The sequence below is a fragment of the Gemmatimonadaceae bacterium genome, assembly GCA_019637445.1.
In the GTDB taxonomy this organism is placed as follows: Bacteria; Gemmatimonadota; Gemmatimonadetes; order Gemmatimonadales; family Gemmatimonadaceae; genus Pseudogemmatithrix.
In genome coordinates, this window is sequence record JAHBVS010000001.1 from 1,703,314 (window position 1) to 1,718,895 (window position 15,582).

Annotated in this window: 16 protein-coding genes; 9 read left to right on the top strand and 7 right to left on the bottom strand. The window is 67.1% G+C overall.

From position 1 onward, the window contains the following. The first annotated feature begins 10 nt into the window (after positions 1 to 10). The gene (locus KF709_07670) at positions 11 to 1,081 is read left to right on the top strand and encodes a VOC family protein (GenBank protein ID MBX3174275.1); all 1,071 of its coding nucleotides are present in this window, start codon (positions 11 to 13) and stop codon (positions 1,079 to 1,081) included. A 12-nt stretch (positions 1,082 to 1,093) separates the two neighbouring features. Continuing rightward, positions 1,094 to 1,642: a YceI family protein gene (locus KF709_07675; GenBank protein MBX3174276.1), complete on the top strand. Its 549-nt coding sequence runs from the start codon at positions 1,094 to 1,096 to the stop codon at positions 1,640 to 1,642. 91 nt (positions 1,643 to 1,733) lie between these two features. Here the strand turns inward: KF709_07675 and KF709_07680 are convergent, their stop codons facing one another. Then, positions 1,734 to 2,267, bottom strand: coding sequence for a hypothetical protein (locus KF709_07680; protein ID MBX3174277.1), 534 nt, complete (start codon positions 2,265 to 2,267; stop codon positions 1,734 to 1,736). Positions 2,268 to 2,410: 143 nt separating this feature from the next. On the opposite strand from KF709_07680, the gene KF709_07685 reads away from it, so the two are divergent. From KF709_07685 to KF709_07700, 4 genes are all read left to right on the top strand, one after another. After that, positions 2,411 to 3,952 (top strand): amidohydrolase family protein, encoded by a 1,542-nt coding sequence (locus KF709_07685; protein MBX3174278.1) that lies wholly within the window; start codon positions 2,411 to 2,413, stop codon positions 3,950 to 3,952. A gap of 2 nt (positions 3,953 to 3,954) precedes the next feature. After that, positions 3,955 to 4,842, top strand: coding sequence for an SDR family oxidoreductase (locus KF709_07690; GenBank protein MBX3174279.1), 888 nt, complete (start codon positions 3,955 to 3,957; stop codon positions 4,840 to 4,842). A 61-nt stretch (positions 4,843 to 4,903) separates the two neighbouring features. Continuing rightward, positions 4,904 to 6,103, top strand: a complete 1,200-nt coding sequence (locus KF709_07695; protein MBX3174280.1) for an acyl-CoA dehydrogenase family protein — start codon at positions 4,904 to 4,906, stop codon at positions 6,101 to 6,103. Positions 6,104 to 6,134: 31 nt separating this feature from the next. Then, positions 6,135 to 7,160 carry a phosphotransferase family protein gene (locus tag KF709_07700; GenBank protein MBX3174281.1) on the top strand — a complete coding sequence of 342 codons (1,026 nt, stop codon included), beginning with the start codon at positions 6,135 to 6,137 and terminating at the stop codon, positions 7,158 to 7,160. 94 nt (positions 7,161 to 7,254) lie between these two features. On the opposite strand, the gene KF709_07705 is transcribed toward KF709_07700, so the two are convergent. Continuing rightward, complete coding sequence (locus KF709_07705; GenBank protein ID MBX3174282.1) at positions 7,255 to 7,953, bottom strand: hypothetical protein; 699 nt, start codon at positions 7,951 to 7,953, stop codon at positions 7,255 to 7,257. A gap of 48 nt (positions 7,954 to 8,001) precedes the next feature. On the opposite strand from KF709_07705, the gene KF709_07710 reads away from it, so the two are divergent. Then, a complete protein-coding gene (locus KF709_07710) occupies positions 8,002 to 8,379 on the top strand; it encodes a VOC family protein (GenBank protein MBX3174283.1) in 378 nt (125 codons plus the stop codon). A 98-nt stretch (positions 8,380 to 8,477) separates the two neighbouring features. Here the strand turns inward: KF709_07710 and KF709_07715 are convergent, their stop codons facing one another. From KF709_07715 to KF709_07725, 3 genes are all read right to left on the bottom strand, one after another. Further along, positions 8,478 to 8,810: a hypothetical protein gene (locus KF709_07715; GenBank protein ID MBX3174284.1), complete on the bottom strand. Its 333-nt coding sequence runs from the start codon at positions 8,808 to 8,810 to the stop codon at positions 8,478 to 8,480. A 97-nt stretch (positions 8,811 to 8,907) separates the two neighbouring features. Continuing rightward, complete coding sequence (locus KF709_07720; protein MBX3174285.1) at positions 8,908 to 10,080, bottom strand: thiolase family protein; 1,173 nt, start codon at positions 10,078 to 10,080, stop codon at positions 8,908 to 8,910. Between the two features lie 24 nt (positions 10,081 to 10,104). Then, positions 10,105 to 12,420: an enoyl-CoA hydratase/isomerase family protein gene (locus KF709_07725; GenBank protein ID MBX3174286.1), complete on the bottom strand. Its 2,316-nt coding sequence runs from the start codon at positions 12,418 to 12,420 to the stop codon at positions 10,105 to 10,107. A gap of 132 nt (positions 12,421 to 12,552) precedes the next feature. Here KF709_07725 and KF709_07730 point away from each other — a divergent pair, with 132 nt between their 5' ends. Both KF709_07730 and KF709_07735 read left to right on the top strand, forming a co-directional pair. Then, the gene (locus KF709_07730) at positions 12,553 to 13,620 is read left to right on the top strand and encodes a DNA adenine methylase (GenBank protein MBX3174287.1); all 1,068 of its coding nucleotides are present in this window, start codon (positions 12,553 to 12,555) and stop codon (positions 13,618 to 13,620) included. Continuing rightward, a complete protein-coding gene (locus tag KF709_07735) occupies positions 13,617 to 14,264 on the top strand; it encodes a HAMP domain-containing histidine kinase (GenBank protein ID MBX3174288.1) in 648 nt (215 codons plus the stop codon). The genes KF709_07730 and KF709_07735 overlap by 4 nt, the downstream gene beginning before the upstream one ends. On the opposite strand, the gene KF709_07740 is transcribed toward KF709_07735, so the two are convergent. Together KF709_07740 and KF709_07745 are read right to left on the bottom strand one after the other, a co-directional pair. Beyond that, positions 14,247 to 14,714, bottom strand: a complete 468-nt coding sequence (locus tag KF709_07740) for a hypothetical protein (GenBank protein MBX3174289.1) — start codon at positions 14,712 to 14,714, stop codon at positions 14,247 to 14,249. The two genes, KF709_07735 and KF709_07740, sit on opposite strands and share 18 nt — an antisense overlap. Before the next feature lie 120 nt (positions 14,715 to 14,834). Continuing rightward, entirely contained in the window at positions 14,835 to 15,581 is a 747-nt protein-coding gene (locus KF709_07745; GenBank protein ID MBX3174290.1) for a FliA/WhiG family RNA polymerase sigma factor, read from the bottom strand. Position 15,582: the final 1 nt, after the last annotated feature.

Consider the following 15,582-nt stretch of genomic DNA (forward strand, 5'->3'; position numbering starts at 1 on the left):
GTAGGTTATTATGCCAGGCCCCACAACTCTCGGATTCCACCACATCACACTCGTCGCCTCGGACGCGCGCCGCACGCTCGCGTTCTACCACGAGGTGCTGGGGCTCAAGCTGGTCAAGCAGACGGTCAACTTCGACGACCCGTCGTCGTACCACCTCTACTTCGGCAACGCCACCGGCGCGCCTGGCACGCTGGTCACGTTCTTCGAGTGGCCCACGGCGCCCCGCGGTCGCTACGGCGTCGGCGGCGTGCACCATCTCGCCTTCTCGACGCCCACCTACGAGACGCTGCTCAAGTGGAAGCGCCGTCTCCAGGACCTTGGGCTACCGGTCTCGGGGCCAATGCCGCGCGGCTACTTCAACTCGCTCTACTTCCGCGATCCCGATGGCCAGGTGCTCGAGATCGCGACCGCCGGCCCCGGCTACGACATCGACGAACCCATTTCCGAACTCGGCCAGCACGTGCTCGGCCAGCAGCCACACCAGCTACCGGGCACGCGCGATGAGCGCGCTATCGCTGCGACCACCCACCCGGACCCCGTCCCGCACATCACCGAGGACATGGCCCTCACCGGCCTGCACCACATCACGGGGATGACGGACGACATCGCACGCAGCAGCGACTTCTATGAAGAGGCGCTGGGCCTGCGGCTGGTGAAGAAGACCATCAATCAGGACGACCCGGACACCCCGCATTGGTTCTGGGCCAACTACGACGGCTCGCGCGTGCTGCCGGGCTCGTCGTGGACCCTCTTCGGCTGGTCGCCGCGGCATCCGCACGCGCGCCACGGCATCGGCCAAACGCACCACGTCGCCTTCCGCGCCAAGGACGACGACGAACAGCTCAGCTGGCGCGATCACCTCATGTCAATCGGGCTGCAGGTCTCGCCCGTGATGGATAGGCAGTACTTCAAGTCGATCTACTTCCAGGCGCCCGATGGGCAGCTGCTGGAGATCGCCACTGATGGGCCTGGGTTCTCGATCGACGAGAAGCCCGAGGCACTCGGCGAGGAGCTGCAGCTCCCGCCGTGGTTGCAGAAGGAGAAGGAAGAAATCGCAGCAGCACTCGGACCACTCAAATAGGACACCCCTACCATGCTCTGGAATCTCGATACCACCCACGCCAACGTCGACTTCACCGTGAAGCACATGGCGATCTCCACCGTCCGCGGCTCGTTCAAGCTCTTCTCGGCTTCCGGCGAGACGGACGACACCACCGACCTGCCCACCAAGCTCTCGATGGAGCTCGATGCGGCCTCGGTCTCGACCAACAACGAACAGCGCGATGGGCACCTGAAGTCGGCCGACTTCTTCGACGTCGCCAACTACCCGAAGCTCAGCTTCGAGTCCACGAAAGTCTCGGGCGATGCCGACGCGCTCACGATCGAGGGCAACCTCACGATCCGCGGCGTCACCAAGCCCATCACGCTCAAGGGCGAGCTGTCCAGCGTCGTGAAGGATCCCTGGGGCCTGCAGCGCCGCTCGATCGCCGTCACCGGCAAGATCAAGCGCTCGGAGTTCGGCCTCACCTGGAACCAGGCGCTTGAGATGGGCGGAGTGCTGGTCTCCGACGAGGTGAAGCTGGAGATCGAGGCGCAGGCGGTTGCCGCCAAGCCCGAGCAGAAGGAGTCGGCGGCGGCGTAAGGCCGCTGCCTCCCACTCATTCGGGATGCATTGAGGGCCAGGTCGCGCTAGCGGCCTGGCCCTCGTGCGTTGGCTGCGGCTCCTGCTGCCGTCAGGGATCAGGCCTGACAGTCCGCACGGGCACGATGCGATACTCGGCGAAGGAACGCCAGCCGTTGGGCGTCTGCGCGTCTACCGCGAGGCGCCAGGTCCCGTCGGCATTCGCGCTGAACACATCGCGGAACGTGCTGCGGGAATACGCAATCGTGAACTGGATGCTGTCGCCCCGCGCCGTGCCGTAGCCAGCGGGCACGGAGTACGCCGCGCCAAAGGAATCCATCCAGTGCGCGATCACCCGTGGCGCCACCGTGTCCGCACCGATGACCACACGCGCTTCGTAGGTGGGCGGCGTGGCGTCCTCGAGCATATGCAGACTCACGTAACGACCCTGCAGTGTGCGAGTCACGCGCAGCGTGTAGCGCACGGAGTCCCCCGCAACCTGGCCGATCATCGTCCAATCGCCGAGCAGCCGGCCGAGGACGGAGTCGGCGGCGGCGTTCGGCGGCACGCCATCCTGGGCGGCGACCGATGACCACGCGGTGGCGGAAACCGCGATGGCGACGGCGAGGCGGCGAACACTGCGCATCTCGACAGATCCCTCAGCAGCTGGGGTTCCCTCGAAACTAGCGAACACCCGCCCTCGGCACAGCGGCGGTGTGCTGCGGCGTAGCGGCCCGTGCACTCGGCGCGTAACCTTCGAGACCCTCGCTCCCTCGGAGAACCTGCGTCGTGCGTCCCACCCGCCCGCTTCACGCCCGCTTCGCGGTGGCCCTCGCGGCCGCCACCCTCGCGCCCTTCGTCGCCGAGGCCCAAGGCACCGGCAGTGCCCCCGCCCGCCACAACGCCCGCACCACCTCGCTCGCCATCCGCAACGCGACGATCGTGGACGGCAACGGCACCCCGGCGCGCGGCCCTGCCGACATCCTCATCGTTAACGACACGATCGCCTCGGTCACCTGGCTGGATCCGGTCGCCGTGCGCGCCGGCCGTGCACGGCGCCCGCAGGCGGACGCCGAGATCGACGCGACGGGCAAGTTCGTGCTGCCGGGCTTGATCAACGCCCACGCCCACCTGCAGCACGAGCGCTCCAACTACCCGCAGCCATACGAGTACACACTCAAGCTGTGGCTCGCCTCGGGCATCACGAGCTTCCGCGAAGTCGGTACGGACTCGAATCCGGGCCTGCTCGCCGTGCGCGCCGCGCAGCGCAACGGCTCGATGGCCTCGCCGCGCGCCTTCGCGTATCTGCGATTCGGCAACGCGCGCACGCCTGAGCTCGCGCGCGCACGCGTACGCGCACTGAAGGCGCAGGGCGCCGATGGCATCAAGATCACGGGCCTGGACCGCGACATCCTGATGGCGATGCTCGACGAGGCCAAGAAGCAGGGCCTGCCGGTCGCGCACCACGTGGGCGTCGAGGAGACGAACGTCTGGGACGACATCGCCGGCGGCACGACGACCATCGAGCACTGGTACGGCATTCCCGACGCGGCGATCAAGGACAAGCGGCAGCACTTCCCCTCGGACTACAACTACAACGACGAAACAGACCGCTTCCGCTGGGCCGGCCGGCTGTGGCGCGAGGCGGACTCAATGCTGCTCGACAGCGTGCTGACCTCGATGGTGCGCGCGAATGTGTCCTGGGTGCCGACGCTGGACATCTATGAAGCCTCGCGCGACCTGCAGCGCGCGCAGAACCAGCCCTGGTTCCGCGACTACCTGCATCCGGCGCTGGAGGAGTACTTCAAGCCGGATCCTGCCAACCACGGCTCGTACTTCATCGGTTGGAGCTCCACGGACGAGATCTTCTGGAAGGAGAACTACCGCATCTGGATGGCCGCGCTGCGCAGCTACGAACAGAAGGGCGGCACGATTGCCTGCGGCGACGACGCGGGCTTCATCTATCAGATGTATGGCTTCGGCCTTATCCGCGAGATGGAACTGCACCAGGAAGCGGGCTTCCATCCGCTCAAGGTCATCGAGCACTGCACCGGCAACGGTGCGCGCGTGCTCGGCGAGTCCTCGCGGCTCGGCCGCGTGCGCGCGGGCTGGAAGGCGGATCTCATTGTCGTGGACGGCAACCCGCTCGAGGACATGAAGGTGCTGTATCCCGGCGGCACGACGCGGATCGTGGACGGCGCCGAGCAGCGCACGCTTGGTGTGGAGTGGACGCTGGTCGGCGGGCTGCCGTACCACGGGCCGACACTGATGGCGGAGATCAAGGAGATGGTGTCCGCCGCGCGTGCGCGGCGCGCTGCTGGCGGGCGCTAGGCGTGCGCGACGCGACCTTCAACGATGGATTGCTGACCGGCAAGATCGCGCTCGTCACGGGCGGCGGCACCGGACTCGGTCGCGCGATGGCCGAGAGATTCCTGCAACTCGGCGCGAACGTCGTGATCTGTGGGCGTCGCGAGGCGGTGCTCACCGAGGCCGCCGAGCAGATGATGGCCGAGGAACCGGGTGAGGTGCTGGCGATTCCCTGCGATATCCGTGATCCGGACGCGGTGGACGCGATGATCGCGCGCGCCTGGGAGCACTTCGGGCACGTGGACATCCTGGTGAACAACGCCGCCGGCAACATTGCCTCGCCGACGGAGCGGCTCTCGCACCGCGCAGTGGATGCGGTGCTGGGCATCGTGTTGCACGGGTCTTTTTACTGCACGCTCGCGCTGGGCAAGAAGTGGATCGCCGAGGGCAGGAAGGGTCGTGTGCTGAGCATCGTCACGACCTACTCGGTGGGCGGCAGTGCGTACGTCGTACCGAGTGCGGCGGCGAAGGCGGGTGTGTTGGCGATGACGCAATCGCTGGCGGTGGAGTGGGGACCGAAGGGCATCACCTGCAACGCGATTGCGCCGGGGCCGTTTCCCACCAAGGGCGCTTGGGATCGGTTGTTGCCGGATCCGTCGCTGCTGCACGAAGCATTGGATCGGATTCCGATGCGGCGCCCGGGTGAGTTGATCGAGCTCTCGAACCTCGCGGCGTTCTTGGTGTCGGACGCGGCGTCGTACATCAATGGCGAGTGCATCGGCATTGACGGCGGCGAGAAGTTGAAGGGGGCGGGGCAGTTCTCGTGGATGTCGTCGCTGGCACCGGAGCAGTGGGCGGCGCTCGAGGCCTCGGCGCGCGGCGCGACGGCGAAGGACAAGGAGAAGCAGTCGTGAGGCTTGTGTCGGCAGGCGGTCGTTCAAACGGCGACGTTGCCCTGCTTGTGAGGCGCGTGACGTGACGACGCGCTCGTTGCCGACGCTTGTCGGCGAGATCCGCGCATTCCTGCTGGAGCGCGCGCAGCCGATGGAGCCGCGCTTCCTCTCGGAGCCCTTCGCCGAGCTGGTGCCAGAACTCGCCGCGCTGCGTGAGGAGGTGAAGCGCCTCAAGCTGTGGACGCCGCATCTTCCGGTGTCGATGGGCGGCCTTGGCCTCACGCTGCCTCAGTTCGCCGAGGTGAGTGCGGCGCTCGGGGAGAGCCCGATCGGCCACTACCTCTTCAACTGCAACGCGCCGGACATCGGCAACCAGGAGTTGCTGCACGCACACGGCTCGCCAGCACAGCAGGAGCGCTGGCTGGCGCCGCTGGTGCGCGGCGAGATCCGCAGCTGCTTCGCGATGACGGAGCCCGCGCGCGCCGGGTCCAATCCCGTGTGGATGGACACGACGGCCGTGCGCGAGGGCGAGGAGTACGTCATCACAGGTGACAAGTGGTTCACCTCGAGCGCGGACGGTGCGGCGTTCACCATCGTGATGGCCGTGACGGATCCCGCCGCGCCGGCGCACAGGCGCGCGAGCCAGATCATCGTGCCGATGGACACGCCGGGCGTCACCTTGGTGCGCAACATCCCGGTGATGGGCGAAGGCGGCTCGGACTACGCGAGCCACTCGGAGCTGGCCTTCCGTGGCGTGCGCGTGCCGGTCACGAATCGCATTGGTGACGAAGGCGCGGGGTTCGCGCTGGCGCAGGAGCGACTCGGCCCTGGCCGCATCCATCACTGCATGCGCTGGATCGGCATCTGTGAACGTGCGTTCCGGCTGATGGTGCAGCGCGCGGCCACGCGCGAGCTCGCGCCCGGCGAGGTGCTCGGGCAGCAGCAGGTGGTGCAGCATTGGATCGCCGAGTGTCGCGCGGAAATCGATGCATCGCGCCTGCTGGTGCTCGACGTGGCGCGACAAATCGACGCCGAGGGCGCGCAGGCGGCGCGCGATGGGATCTCGCTGATCAAGTTCCACGTGGCGGGCGTGTTGCAGCGTGTGTTGGATCGCGCGATCCAGGTGCACGGAGCCTACGGAATGACGGATGAGACGCCGCTGGCGTACTGGTACCGGCACGAGCGCGGCGCGCGGATCTATGACGGACCCGACGAAGTGCACAAGTCATCGGTGGCGCGGCGGATCCTTCAGGCGGCGGGGATGAAGCGGGGCGCGTCGTGAGCGTGCGTGCCACGGACAACTCGTTGGCGCGATGACCGACACGCTCCCCCTCAAGCTGCTGAACGCCTGGCTCGCCGAGCACGCGCCCGCTGTCGGTGCCGTGAAGTCGGTGGAGCGATTCCCCGGCGGCTTCTCGAACCTCACATACAAGCTCACAACGAGCACGGGCACATTCGTGCTGCGTCGCCCACCCGCGGGCGAGCGCTCCGGCACTGCCCACGACATGCCTCGCGAAGCCGGCATCCTCTCGGTCTGCGAACTGCGTGGCATCCCGGCGCCGAAGGCGCTCGGCGTGTCCACGGACGAGTCCGTGATTGGCGCGCCGTTCTATGTAATGGAGTTCGTCGACGGCGTGGTGCTGCGCGGCCCCAAGCTGCCCGCCGGATACGACGCCGACACTTTCGCCAAGCTCAGCGAGCGATTTCTCGACACGATGGTCGCGATCCACGGTGCCACGCCAAGCGATCCAGTGGTCGGCGGGCTCGGGAAGCCGATGGGCTACGTACAGCGACAGGTCGAAGGCTGGACGGCGCGCTGGGAGAAGTCGAAGTCGAGCGAGGTGCCGTCGGTGGACTCACTCGCCAAGTGGCTGGACGCGAACCAGCCGAGCGAGAGCGGGGCCTGCTTGATTCACAACGACTTCAAGTACGACAACCTGGTCCTGGACCCGAAGCAACCCGGCAAGATCGTCGCGGTGCTGGACTGGGAGATGGCGACACTCGGCGATCCGTTGCTCGACGTGGGCACGTCACTCGGCTACTGGATCGAAGCCGGCGACCACCCCGCGTTCAAGGCACTGGGCCTTGGAATGACGGCGCTCCCCGGCAATCACAGCCGGGCCCAACTCTGGGAGCGCTACCTCAAGAAGAGCGGCCGCGCGTCACGCTCGGCGACTTGGTACCACGCGTATGGTGTCTTCAAGATCGCGGTGATTGCCCAACAGATCTATGCACGCCATCTCGCCGGCCACGCGCCTGATCCCCGATTCGCCTCGCTGGGGGATGCGGTGCGGTTGCTAGGAGAGTTTGGCGGCGGTGTAGCCGGCGCTGGCACCTAGGAAGGAACGACTTTGCCACAGAGGCACAGAGACACAGAGGGTTCGCTCGCCGCGGATGCCCTCTGTGTCTCTGTGCCTCTGTGGCAATCAGTTCCTAGCCTTGTTGAGAACTATCAGAACCGGACGTGAGCGCGAGCAGTGAGTCGCCGAGCCGCTGCATCTGGGAGGAACGGAGGCGCCGCCAGCCGGGGATGCGGGAGAGGTTGAAGCCCGTGTAGGCAGCGCCGGCGATGACCATTGGGGTGAGCACGCTGGCCAGGCGCACGGCCTTCTCGGGGTTCACGAAGGAGACGCCGAAGGCCATCAAGCCGAAGAAGCCGGCCATGCTCGCGCCGATGGCGACGAAGGCCTTGGTGTCGCGCTTGTCCGTCTTGAAGCGCACACGCTGGCCGTTGCCGCTGGGCTCGACGAGCACCTGTAGGTGGCCGTTCTGCCACTGCCGAAACGAACCGTGGCTCGAGACCTTGCCCTGGGCGTCGAAGGTCTCGCGCAGCTGGACCACGAAGAGTTCCCACTCGCGGTCCGTGAGGGCCCGCGGCAGTTCGACCGTGTGCGCAGCGCCGATGGGCAGCCCAAGCAGCGTCGGCACCGGCGGCGCCGAGGGTTGGTCGATCTCGCGGGCGGCCCGGGCAATGAGCTCCGCGGAGATCCCTGCTTCCACGCCGATGGCCTGCAGCTCGCCGAGGCTCATCCCTTCGCTGCGGACCAGCGCCTTGGGTTGGTGGTCGCGCACCTCGGTGGCCCGCGCGAAGATCGCGGCCACTTCGTCATCGGAGAATCGACGCTCGCTCATACAGGGAATCTCGCCCACATTACAGCCATCTCGCAAACGGAGTGAGGGATGGACGTTCGACTGGGGAGAATCCAGCAGATCGCGCTGGTTCAACACGATGTGGACCGCGCGGTCCCCTTCTATAGAGATGGGCTGGGGCTGACGCTGCAGTTCGCGATGGCGGGGATGGCGTTTTTCGACGCGGGCGGCGTTCGGCTGATGCTCACCAAGCCGTCATCGCCGGAGGTGGACCACAAGAACTCGATCCTCTACTTCGACGTGGCGTCGATTGACGATGCCTATGCCTCGCTCTCATCTCGAGGCGTGACGTTCGAGGACAAGCCTCACGTGGTCGGGCGGACCGAGGCTTTCGAGATATGGGTTTCCTTCTGCAAGGACCCTGAAGGCAACTTGATTGCGATTTCGGAGTCGCGGAAGCTTGGCTAACTGCAATTTACCACGGAGACACGGAGACACGGAGAACTACAAAGCAGTTGTTGTTCTCCGTGTCTCTGTGTCTCCGTGGTAATAGCAGTTGCCGTTCGTCAGCCCTCGAGAAGATCTCGAGTGAGCAGCAACTGGATGTGCTCAGTGCTCTCTGACTCGATGGCCTGCACGGAAAGCGGCAGCGTGCCATCGGGCCGCAGCATTCCCTTGATCTCGTCGTAAAGCGCGGCGACAAAGTCCAGGACGTCATCGCGCGCGCCGGCAATGCGTGTGCGGCTTTGCGGCGAGGAACCCATCGGGACCGCGGTCAGCGAGACGTGCATGCGCGCACCAGGGCGTGGCGTGCGCGCGCGGATCTCGAGTTCGAGTCGGTCCAGCTTCTCGGCGCGGGCCATGGCCGTGGCGCGGCCGGCGTCGCTGTCGGGGTGCATTTGTGAGCTCATAGTGGCCACCAACGCGTGAGTGTGGGTGGAGAGTTCCGGTGCGGGCGCAGTGTGCGCACGGTCACTGATGAAGGAGGTGCAAGATTCAGGCCGGGTACACCTCGAACAGGCCTGCCGCACCCATCCCGCCGCCGATGCACATCGTCACCATTCCGAGGCCGCCGCCGCGACGTGCCCCCTCGTGCAGCAGTTGCACCGTGAGCTTTGCGCCCGTTGCGCCGAGTGGGTGGCCGAGTGCGATCGCGCCGCCGTTCACGTTCGTGATCGACGTGTCCATCTCCAGGTCCTTGATCACGGCCAAGGCCTGCGCGGCGAAGGCCTCATTGAACTCGATCAGCTTCACGTCCTTGAGGGACACTCCAGCGCGGGCCAACGCCTTCGGCACCGCCTTCACCGGGCCAATGCCCATCACGTCGGGCTCCACGCCAGCTGTTGCGAAAGTCACGAAGCGCGCCATGGGCCTGAGGCCCAGCGCCTTGGCCTTCGCGGCGGTCATCATCAGCACGCCAGCCGCGCCGTCGCTCAGCGGCGACGCGTTGCCCGCCGTCACCGTGCCACCGGGTTTGAACGCCGGTGGCAGTTTCGCCAACGTCTCCATTGTCGTCTTGGGGCGCACCAATTCGTCGGTGGTGAACATCACCGTCTCGGATTCCTTCTTGGCGCCGTTCCACTTCACCCGCTCCACCGGCATCGGCACGATCTCGTGCACGAAGTCGCCGCGCTGCCAGGCGGCGCCCGCCTTCTGCTGGCTCTGCATCGCGAACTCGTCCTGCTGCTCGCGCGTGATGCCCCAGCGCTTCGCCACCCGCTCGGCAGTAAAGCCCATCCCGATGTTCTCCTCGGTGAGCTCCGGGTGCAGCCGCGTGTGGAATCCGCTCATCGGCACGGCGCTCATCATCTCCACGCCGCCGGCGAGGATGATGTCGTTCATGCCGCTCAGGATCGCCTGCGCACCAAGCGCGATGGTCTGCAGGCCGCTGGAGCAGAATCGGTTCACGGTCATCGCGCTGACGTCCACGGGGAATCCCGCGCGCAGCACGGCGAGGCGCGCGACGTTGAGACCCTGGCCGGCCTCGGGCATCGCGCAGCCCCAGATCACGTCATCGATCAACTTGGGGTCGAGCTTGGCACGCTCGGCGACGGCCTTCATCACAGTCGCCGAAAGGTCCACGGGATGCACGCTCGCGAGCGCGCCATCCTTCTTGCCACGCGCCACCGCGCTGCGGGCGGCGCTCACGATCACGACTTCCTGCGTCATTGGTCTCTCCGTGATGTGAGCCGCTCAGTTCCGCAGCGGCTTGCCGGTGGTCAGTGTGTGCGCGATGCGCTCCTGCGTCTCCTTGGTGCCGAGGAGGCGGAGGAAGGCGTCGCGCTCGAGGTCGAGCAGGTCCTGTTCGCTGACTTCGCGCGCGGGGCCGTCGCCGCCGGCGAGGATGACGGCGACTTCGTGGCCAATACGCAGGTCGTGGTCGCTGGCCTGGCCGGCTTCCTTGAAGGCCCAGAGCGCGTAGTCGAGGTTGGCCACGGCGGCGCGGCCGAGTGCGGTCATCCGCTTCGGGAGCGGCGCCACGTAGTCGGGCGCGAGGTCGATCACCCGAGCCTTGGCGTCGGCGATGAGCACATCGCGGTTCATCGTGATGCGGTCTGCCTGCGGGCGCAGGAAGCCCATCGCGCGGGCCTCGTGTGCGCTGGTGCTGGTCTGCGCGAGGGCGATGAGCTTGAAGGCGCGCTTGAGTGCCTCGAAGGCGTCGGCTTCCTCAAAGGCCTCCAGCGCCTTCGAGAAACGGAACGCGAGCTCCTTGGTGCCGCCACCGCCGGGGATCAATCCCACACCAACTTCGACGAGTCCCATATACAACTCGGCGTGCGCCTGGATGCGATCGCAGTGCAGCGAGATCTCCGCGCCACCGCCGAGCGTGAGGCCGAAGGGTGCGGCCACGACAGGAAACGGCGCGAAGCGGAACGACATCACCGTGTCTTGGAAGCGCCTGGTGATGACCTCAAGCGTCTTCCAATCACCGGCCTGCACGAGCTGGCCCACACCTGCGAGGTTCGCGCCCGCAGTGAATGTGCGCGGGTCGTCGTTCCCGATCACCAGCCCCGCATTGCCGTGCTTGGCCACCAGCTCCAGCGACTCGGCGGTCAGGTCCATCACGCCGGGGCCTAAGGTGTTCATCTTGCCGCAGAACTCAAGGCACATCACCCCATCGCCCAGATCCACGAGCCGCGCCTCGGCGTTCTCGCGCACGACCTTGCCGGCGCGTCGGCGCGCGGCGAGTGAGATCTGTCCCGGCACAGGCGGCGTCTCGATGCGCGCAGCGCTATCGATGGCGAGAATGGTGTCGTCGTCGCCGTAGAAGCCGTCGCCGGCGCGGTCGAGCAACGCGGGCACGCTGTGGCCGCGGGCACCCATCTCCTTGCGCAGCCAGTCGAGTCCCACGGCATCCATCGCCTTGAAGGGGCCGATCTCCCAGCCGTAGCCCCACTCCATCGCGCGGTCCACGGCGGCAATCGAGTACGACAGCGACGGCGCGAGCGAGCAGGCGTAGAGGAACTGCTCCACCAGCAGCTCGCGCAGGAAGTCGCCGTACTTGCCGGGAAGATCGCGTGCGGCGGCGAGTCGCTTGTCGAGCGGCAGCTTGGTGGCCTTGTCGATCTCGGGCGTGGAGAAGCGGCCCATGTCCCGGTACTCGAGCGTCTTCCAGTCGAGCGCGAGGATGCTCTTGCCGTCCTTCTTATAGAAGCCCTGCTTGGTCTTGTCGCCGAGCCGGCCCTGCTTCACGAGCTCGTGGACGAAGGGCACCAGCGCGAGGTCCTCGCCCGTGGTCTGCGAGAGACCGGCGGTGACGTGCACGAGCACGTCGAGGCCGGAGAGGTCACCGGTGCGGAACGTGGCGGTCTTCGCGCGGCCAATCAGCGCGCCCGTGAGAGTGTCGACCTCGGGAATCGTGAGATCGTGCTTCATCATCAATCGACCGGCGACGACCATCCCATGCACGCCGAGTCGGTTGGCCACGAAGCCGGGCACGTCCTTGGCGAGCACGATGCCCTTGCCGAGGATGCGTTCCTGGAAGTGACGCACGCCGTCGAGCACTGCCGGCGCCGTCTCCGGCGTCGGGATGAGCTCGAGCAGGTGCATGTAGCGCGGCGGATTGAAATAGTGCGTGCCGAGGAACTGCTGTCGGAACTTCGCGCTGCGTCCCTCGAGCAGGATGTTCATCGGGATGCCCGAGGTGTTGCTGGTGACCACCGCGTTGGGCGCGATGCGCTCGAGCTTGGCAAAGAGCTCCTGCTTGGGCGCGGGTTTCTCGATGATGGCCTCGCAGACCCAGCTGCAGTCGGCGAGGAGTTCGAGGTGGTCGGCCGTGTTGCCCGTGATGATGCGGGCGGCAGCCTTCGCGTCCATGAACGCGGCGGGCTTGGCCTTGCGGGCGCGTTCGAGTCCGTCGCGTGCGGGTCTGGAACGGTCCGGGTGCTGGGGGTCGTCGTGCCCGGGGATGTCGAGCAGGACGACAGGGAGTCCTGCGGAGGCGGCGAGGGCGGCGATACCCGCTCCCATCGCGCCGGCTCCGACGACGCCCACTTTGGTGATCCGCATGCGTGCTCCGAGAAGCAAAAAGGGGTGATGCGGGGTGCGCGGGTGAGCGCGCAGGCCGTCGCAGGGCTCGGGCCACTGGAGAATCTACTGGCTGTGCTGGCTGGCGGCGGTCCGCCACCCTAGCTTGGCTGCGTGATCAAGTACATCGGGTCCAAGCGCCGGCTGGTGCCGCAGATCCTGCGGCTGGTGCAGGCCATTCCCCGCGCGCACACGGTGCTCGACCTCTTCACGGGGACGACGCGCGTGGCGCAGGGCCTCAAGCGCGCCGGGTACTTCGTCACGGCCAATGACCTGGCCAGCTACTCCGAGCTGCTGGCGACCACCTACATCGCCACCGACGCGGCGGCGGTGGACGAATTGGCGCTCGCGGGAATGATCGCCGAACTGAATGCACTGCCGGGCCAGCGCGGCTACTTCACGCGCACCTTCTGCGAGGAGGCGCGCTACCTGCAGCCGCAGAACGGGATGCGCGTCGATGCCATCCGCGCGCGCATCGAGGCGATGCAGGTGAACGCCGGCACGCGCGCCATCCTGCTCACGGCGTTGCTTGAAGCGGCGGACCGCGTGGATTCGACCACCGGCATCCAGATGGCTTACCTCAAGCAGTGGTCGGCGCGCAGCCACAGCCCGCTCACGCTGCGTGTGCCGCAATTGATCGAGGGGCCCGGTCGCGCGATGCGTGCCGACGCTCGGGAGGCGATTCGAGGTGTCGACACTTACGATGTGGCCTACCTCGATCCGCCGTACAACCAGCACAGTTACTACCGGAACTACCACGTCTGGGAGACCCTGGTCCGCGGTGACGAGCCGTCGACCTATGGCATCGCCCGGAAGCGCGCCGACGCGCGGACCACGCGCTCGGCGTTCAACCTGCGCGGCGAGGCTTGGCAGGCGCTGCGCGAGGTCGTGCTTGGCCTGCGCGCGCGACACGTCGTGCTGTCGTTCTCCGATGAGGGCTTCTTCACGGTCGAGGCGATTCGCGACCTGCTGGCCGAGCGCTGCGGCGAGGTCGCGGCGCTCGCGGTGCCATCGGCGCGCTACGTCGGGGCCAAGATCGGTATCCACGACCTCAAGGGTGTGCTGGTTGGTGAGGTCGGACACCTGACCAATACCGAGTGGCTGTTCGTCGGCGGGCCGGACGCGGCGGGCATTGTGCGCCGTGCGACGGAGAACGGGCGTGCCGACTCGGAGGTCGCGTGAGCATCTCCGAGTTTCCGCTGCAGTCGGCCGTGCGCGCCGAGGACTGGGCCAACGTGCACGACGAACTGCTACACGGCCTGGTCCACACGGCAAACAACCGGATCGCGGCGCTGGGTGGCATCGTGCAGTTGCAGGAGAACGACCTGATGGAAGCCGACGAGGCGCTGACGCAGCTGCGCGATGAGGTCGCGCGGCTCCGCGCGCTGATGCTCAAGTTCCGCGCGATGACCGTGCGGCGTGCCCCTTCACGCGAGCCGGTGCGGTTGGGCGACGTGCTGCAAGGAACGGTGGACGTGCTGGCCCATCACGCGGTCGCGCGGAACTGGACGATCACGCTGACGGAAGAGGCCGGCGATGTCCCGCCGGTGAATCTCTGGGCGGCGGATCACCTGCGCTTCGGCGTGTTGTTGCTGTTGGCGGCGGGCGCGGGCACGGCCAAGGGCGAATATTTCGTCACCTTCGCGGCGCCGGCTGCCAGTGCCGAGGTGACGGTGACGGCGCAGAACTCGGCGGAGGTGATTTCAGCTTCCGCGGAGTTCGAGGCACTGTCGCGCGCGGCGACCAGCGAAGGCGGGGCCCTGCGCTGCGAGCGCGTCTCCGACACGCACGCGGATTTGGTGCTCTCGCTACCTGGCCTCGCGTAGCGACAATCGCAGCTGCATCTCCCAGCTGTCGGGCGCGCCGTAGGCGACCCGCACGCGCACCAGCCGCTCGCTCCAGTTGGTCGGCGCACCGCGCTCGGAGACGACACCAGCGCCGTCCCGGTAATAGCCGTCCTCTGCGAGCAGGGTCACGCCTTCGGGCAGGCTCTCGGCGAACAGTTCCCAGTGTGCGTTCGTGGCGACCTGCACACGGATCTGATACTCGGTGTAGCTCGAGCCTTCCCAACTGGCGACCGCCGCCGTGACGGGCTTCATCAGTAGCAGCGTCGGAATCTCGACGCGGGCGTTCACGCGCACCGTGTGCTGCGCGTTGCCTTGGGCGTGTGCCGAGGCGGGCGCGAGTACGAGGCCACTGATGGCCGCGATGGCGAGGAGCGGGAGTCGAGTGCGGATACGGGGCTCGGATACTGTCTCGAGTCTCCATATCGGCATTCAGCGGTCCCGCTTTAGTTCTCGCTAAGACATTATGCTGTAAGCACTTGCAAAACAGCGCCGCCCGGCAATTGTTGCCGGGCGGCGAATACTGCCGAGCTGGAGCTGCCGGTCGACGCGTTATGCGGCCAGGCGGGCGCCAAGCGCTTCGCGGAGGCGGCGCAGCGCGCGTGTGCGCATCCGGCTGGCACCGGACTCCGTGATGCCGAGCAGGGGCGCGATCTCCTGCAGCGTGAGTTCCTCGAAGTACGAAAGCGCCAGCACGCGCTGCTCGTCGACGCTCAGCGACTCCAGCGCATCGCGCACGCGCTCGCGTTCGATTTCGCGGTCGAGTTCGACGTCGAGGTCGAAATCAGGAACCGGGATGCGATCGCGCAGCGCCGAGCCGGCGCTGGATGCCTCACTGCCGTGGTCGTCGAGCGTGAGCATAGTGCCGCCGCGCACATCGTCTTCCCACCCGAAGTAGGTCTCCACGTCGACGCCGAGCGCTGCTGCCATCTCCTCGCTATCGGGTTGGCGGCCGAGTCGGTGGGCCAGCATGTTGTGCACCGCCTGCATCTGCCGGGCACGCGCACGCACGCTGCGGGGGACGCGATCGAGGCGACGCAGTTCATCGAGCATCGCGCCGCGCACGCGCGGGGTGGCGTAGGTCGTGAAGGCGAGCCCACGGCTGCGGTCGAACGACTCCGCCGCGCGCATAAGGCCCACGAGACCGGCGCTGACGAGTTCATCGAGCTCCGCCTCGTCCGCGAGCGAACTATGAAGTCGGCGGGCCAGGAAATGCACGAGGCCGACGTGGGCCTGGACGAGTTCGTTCCGCGCATCGATGGCGCGCGAGGCCCGAGAGGGTGCGGTAGCAGTCGGCATT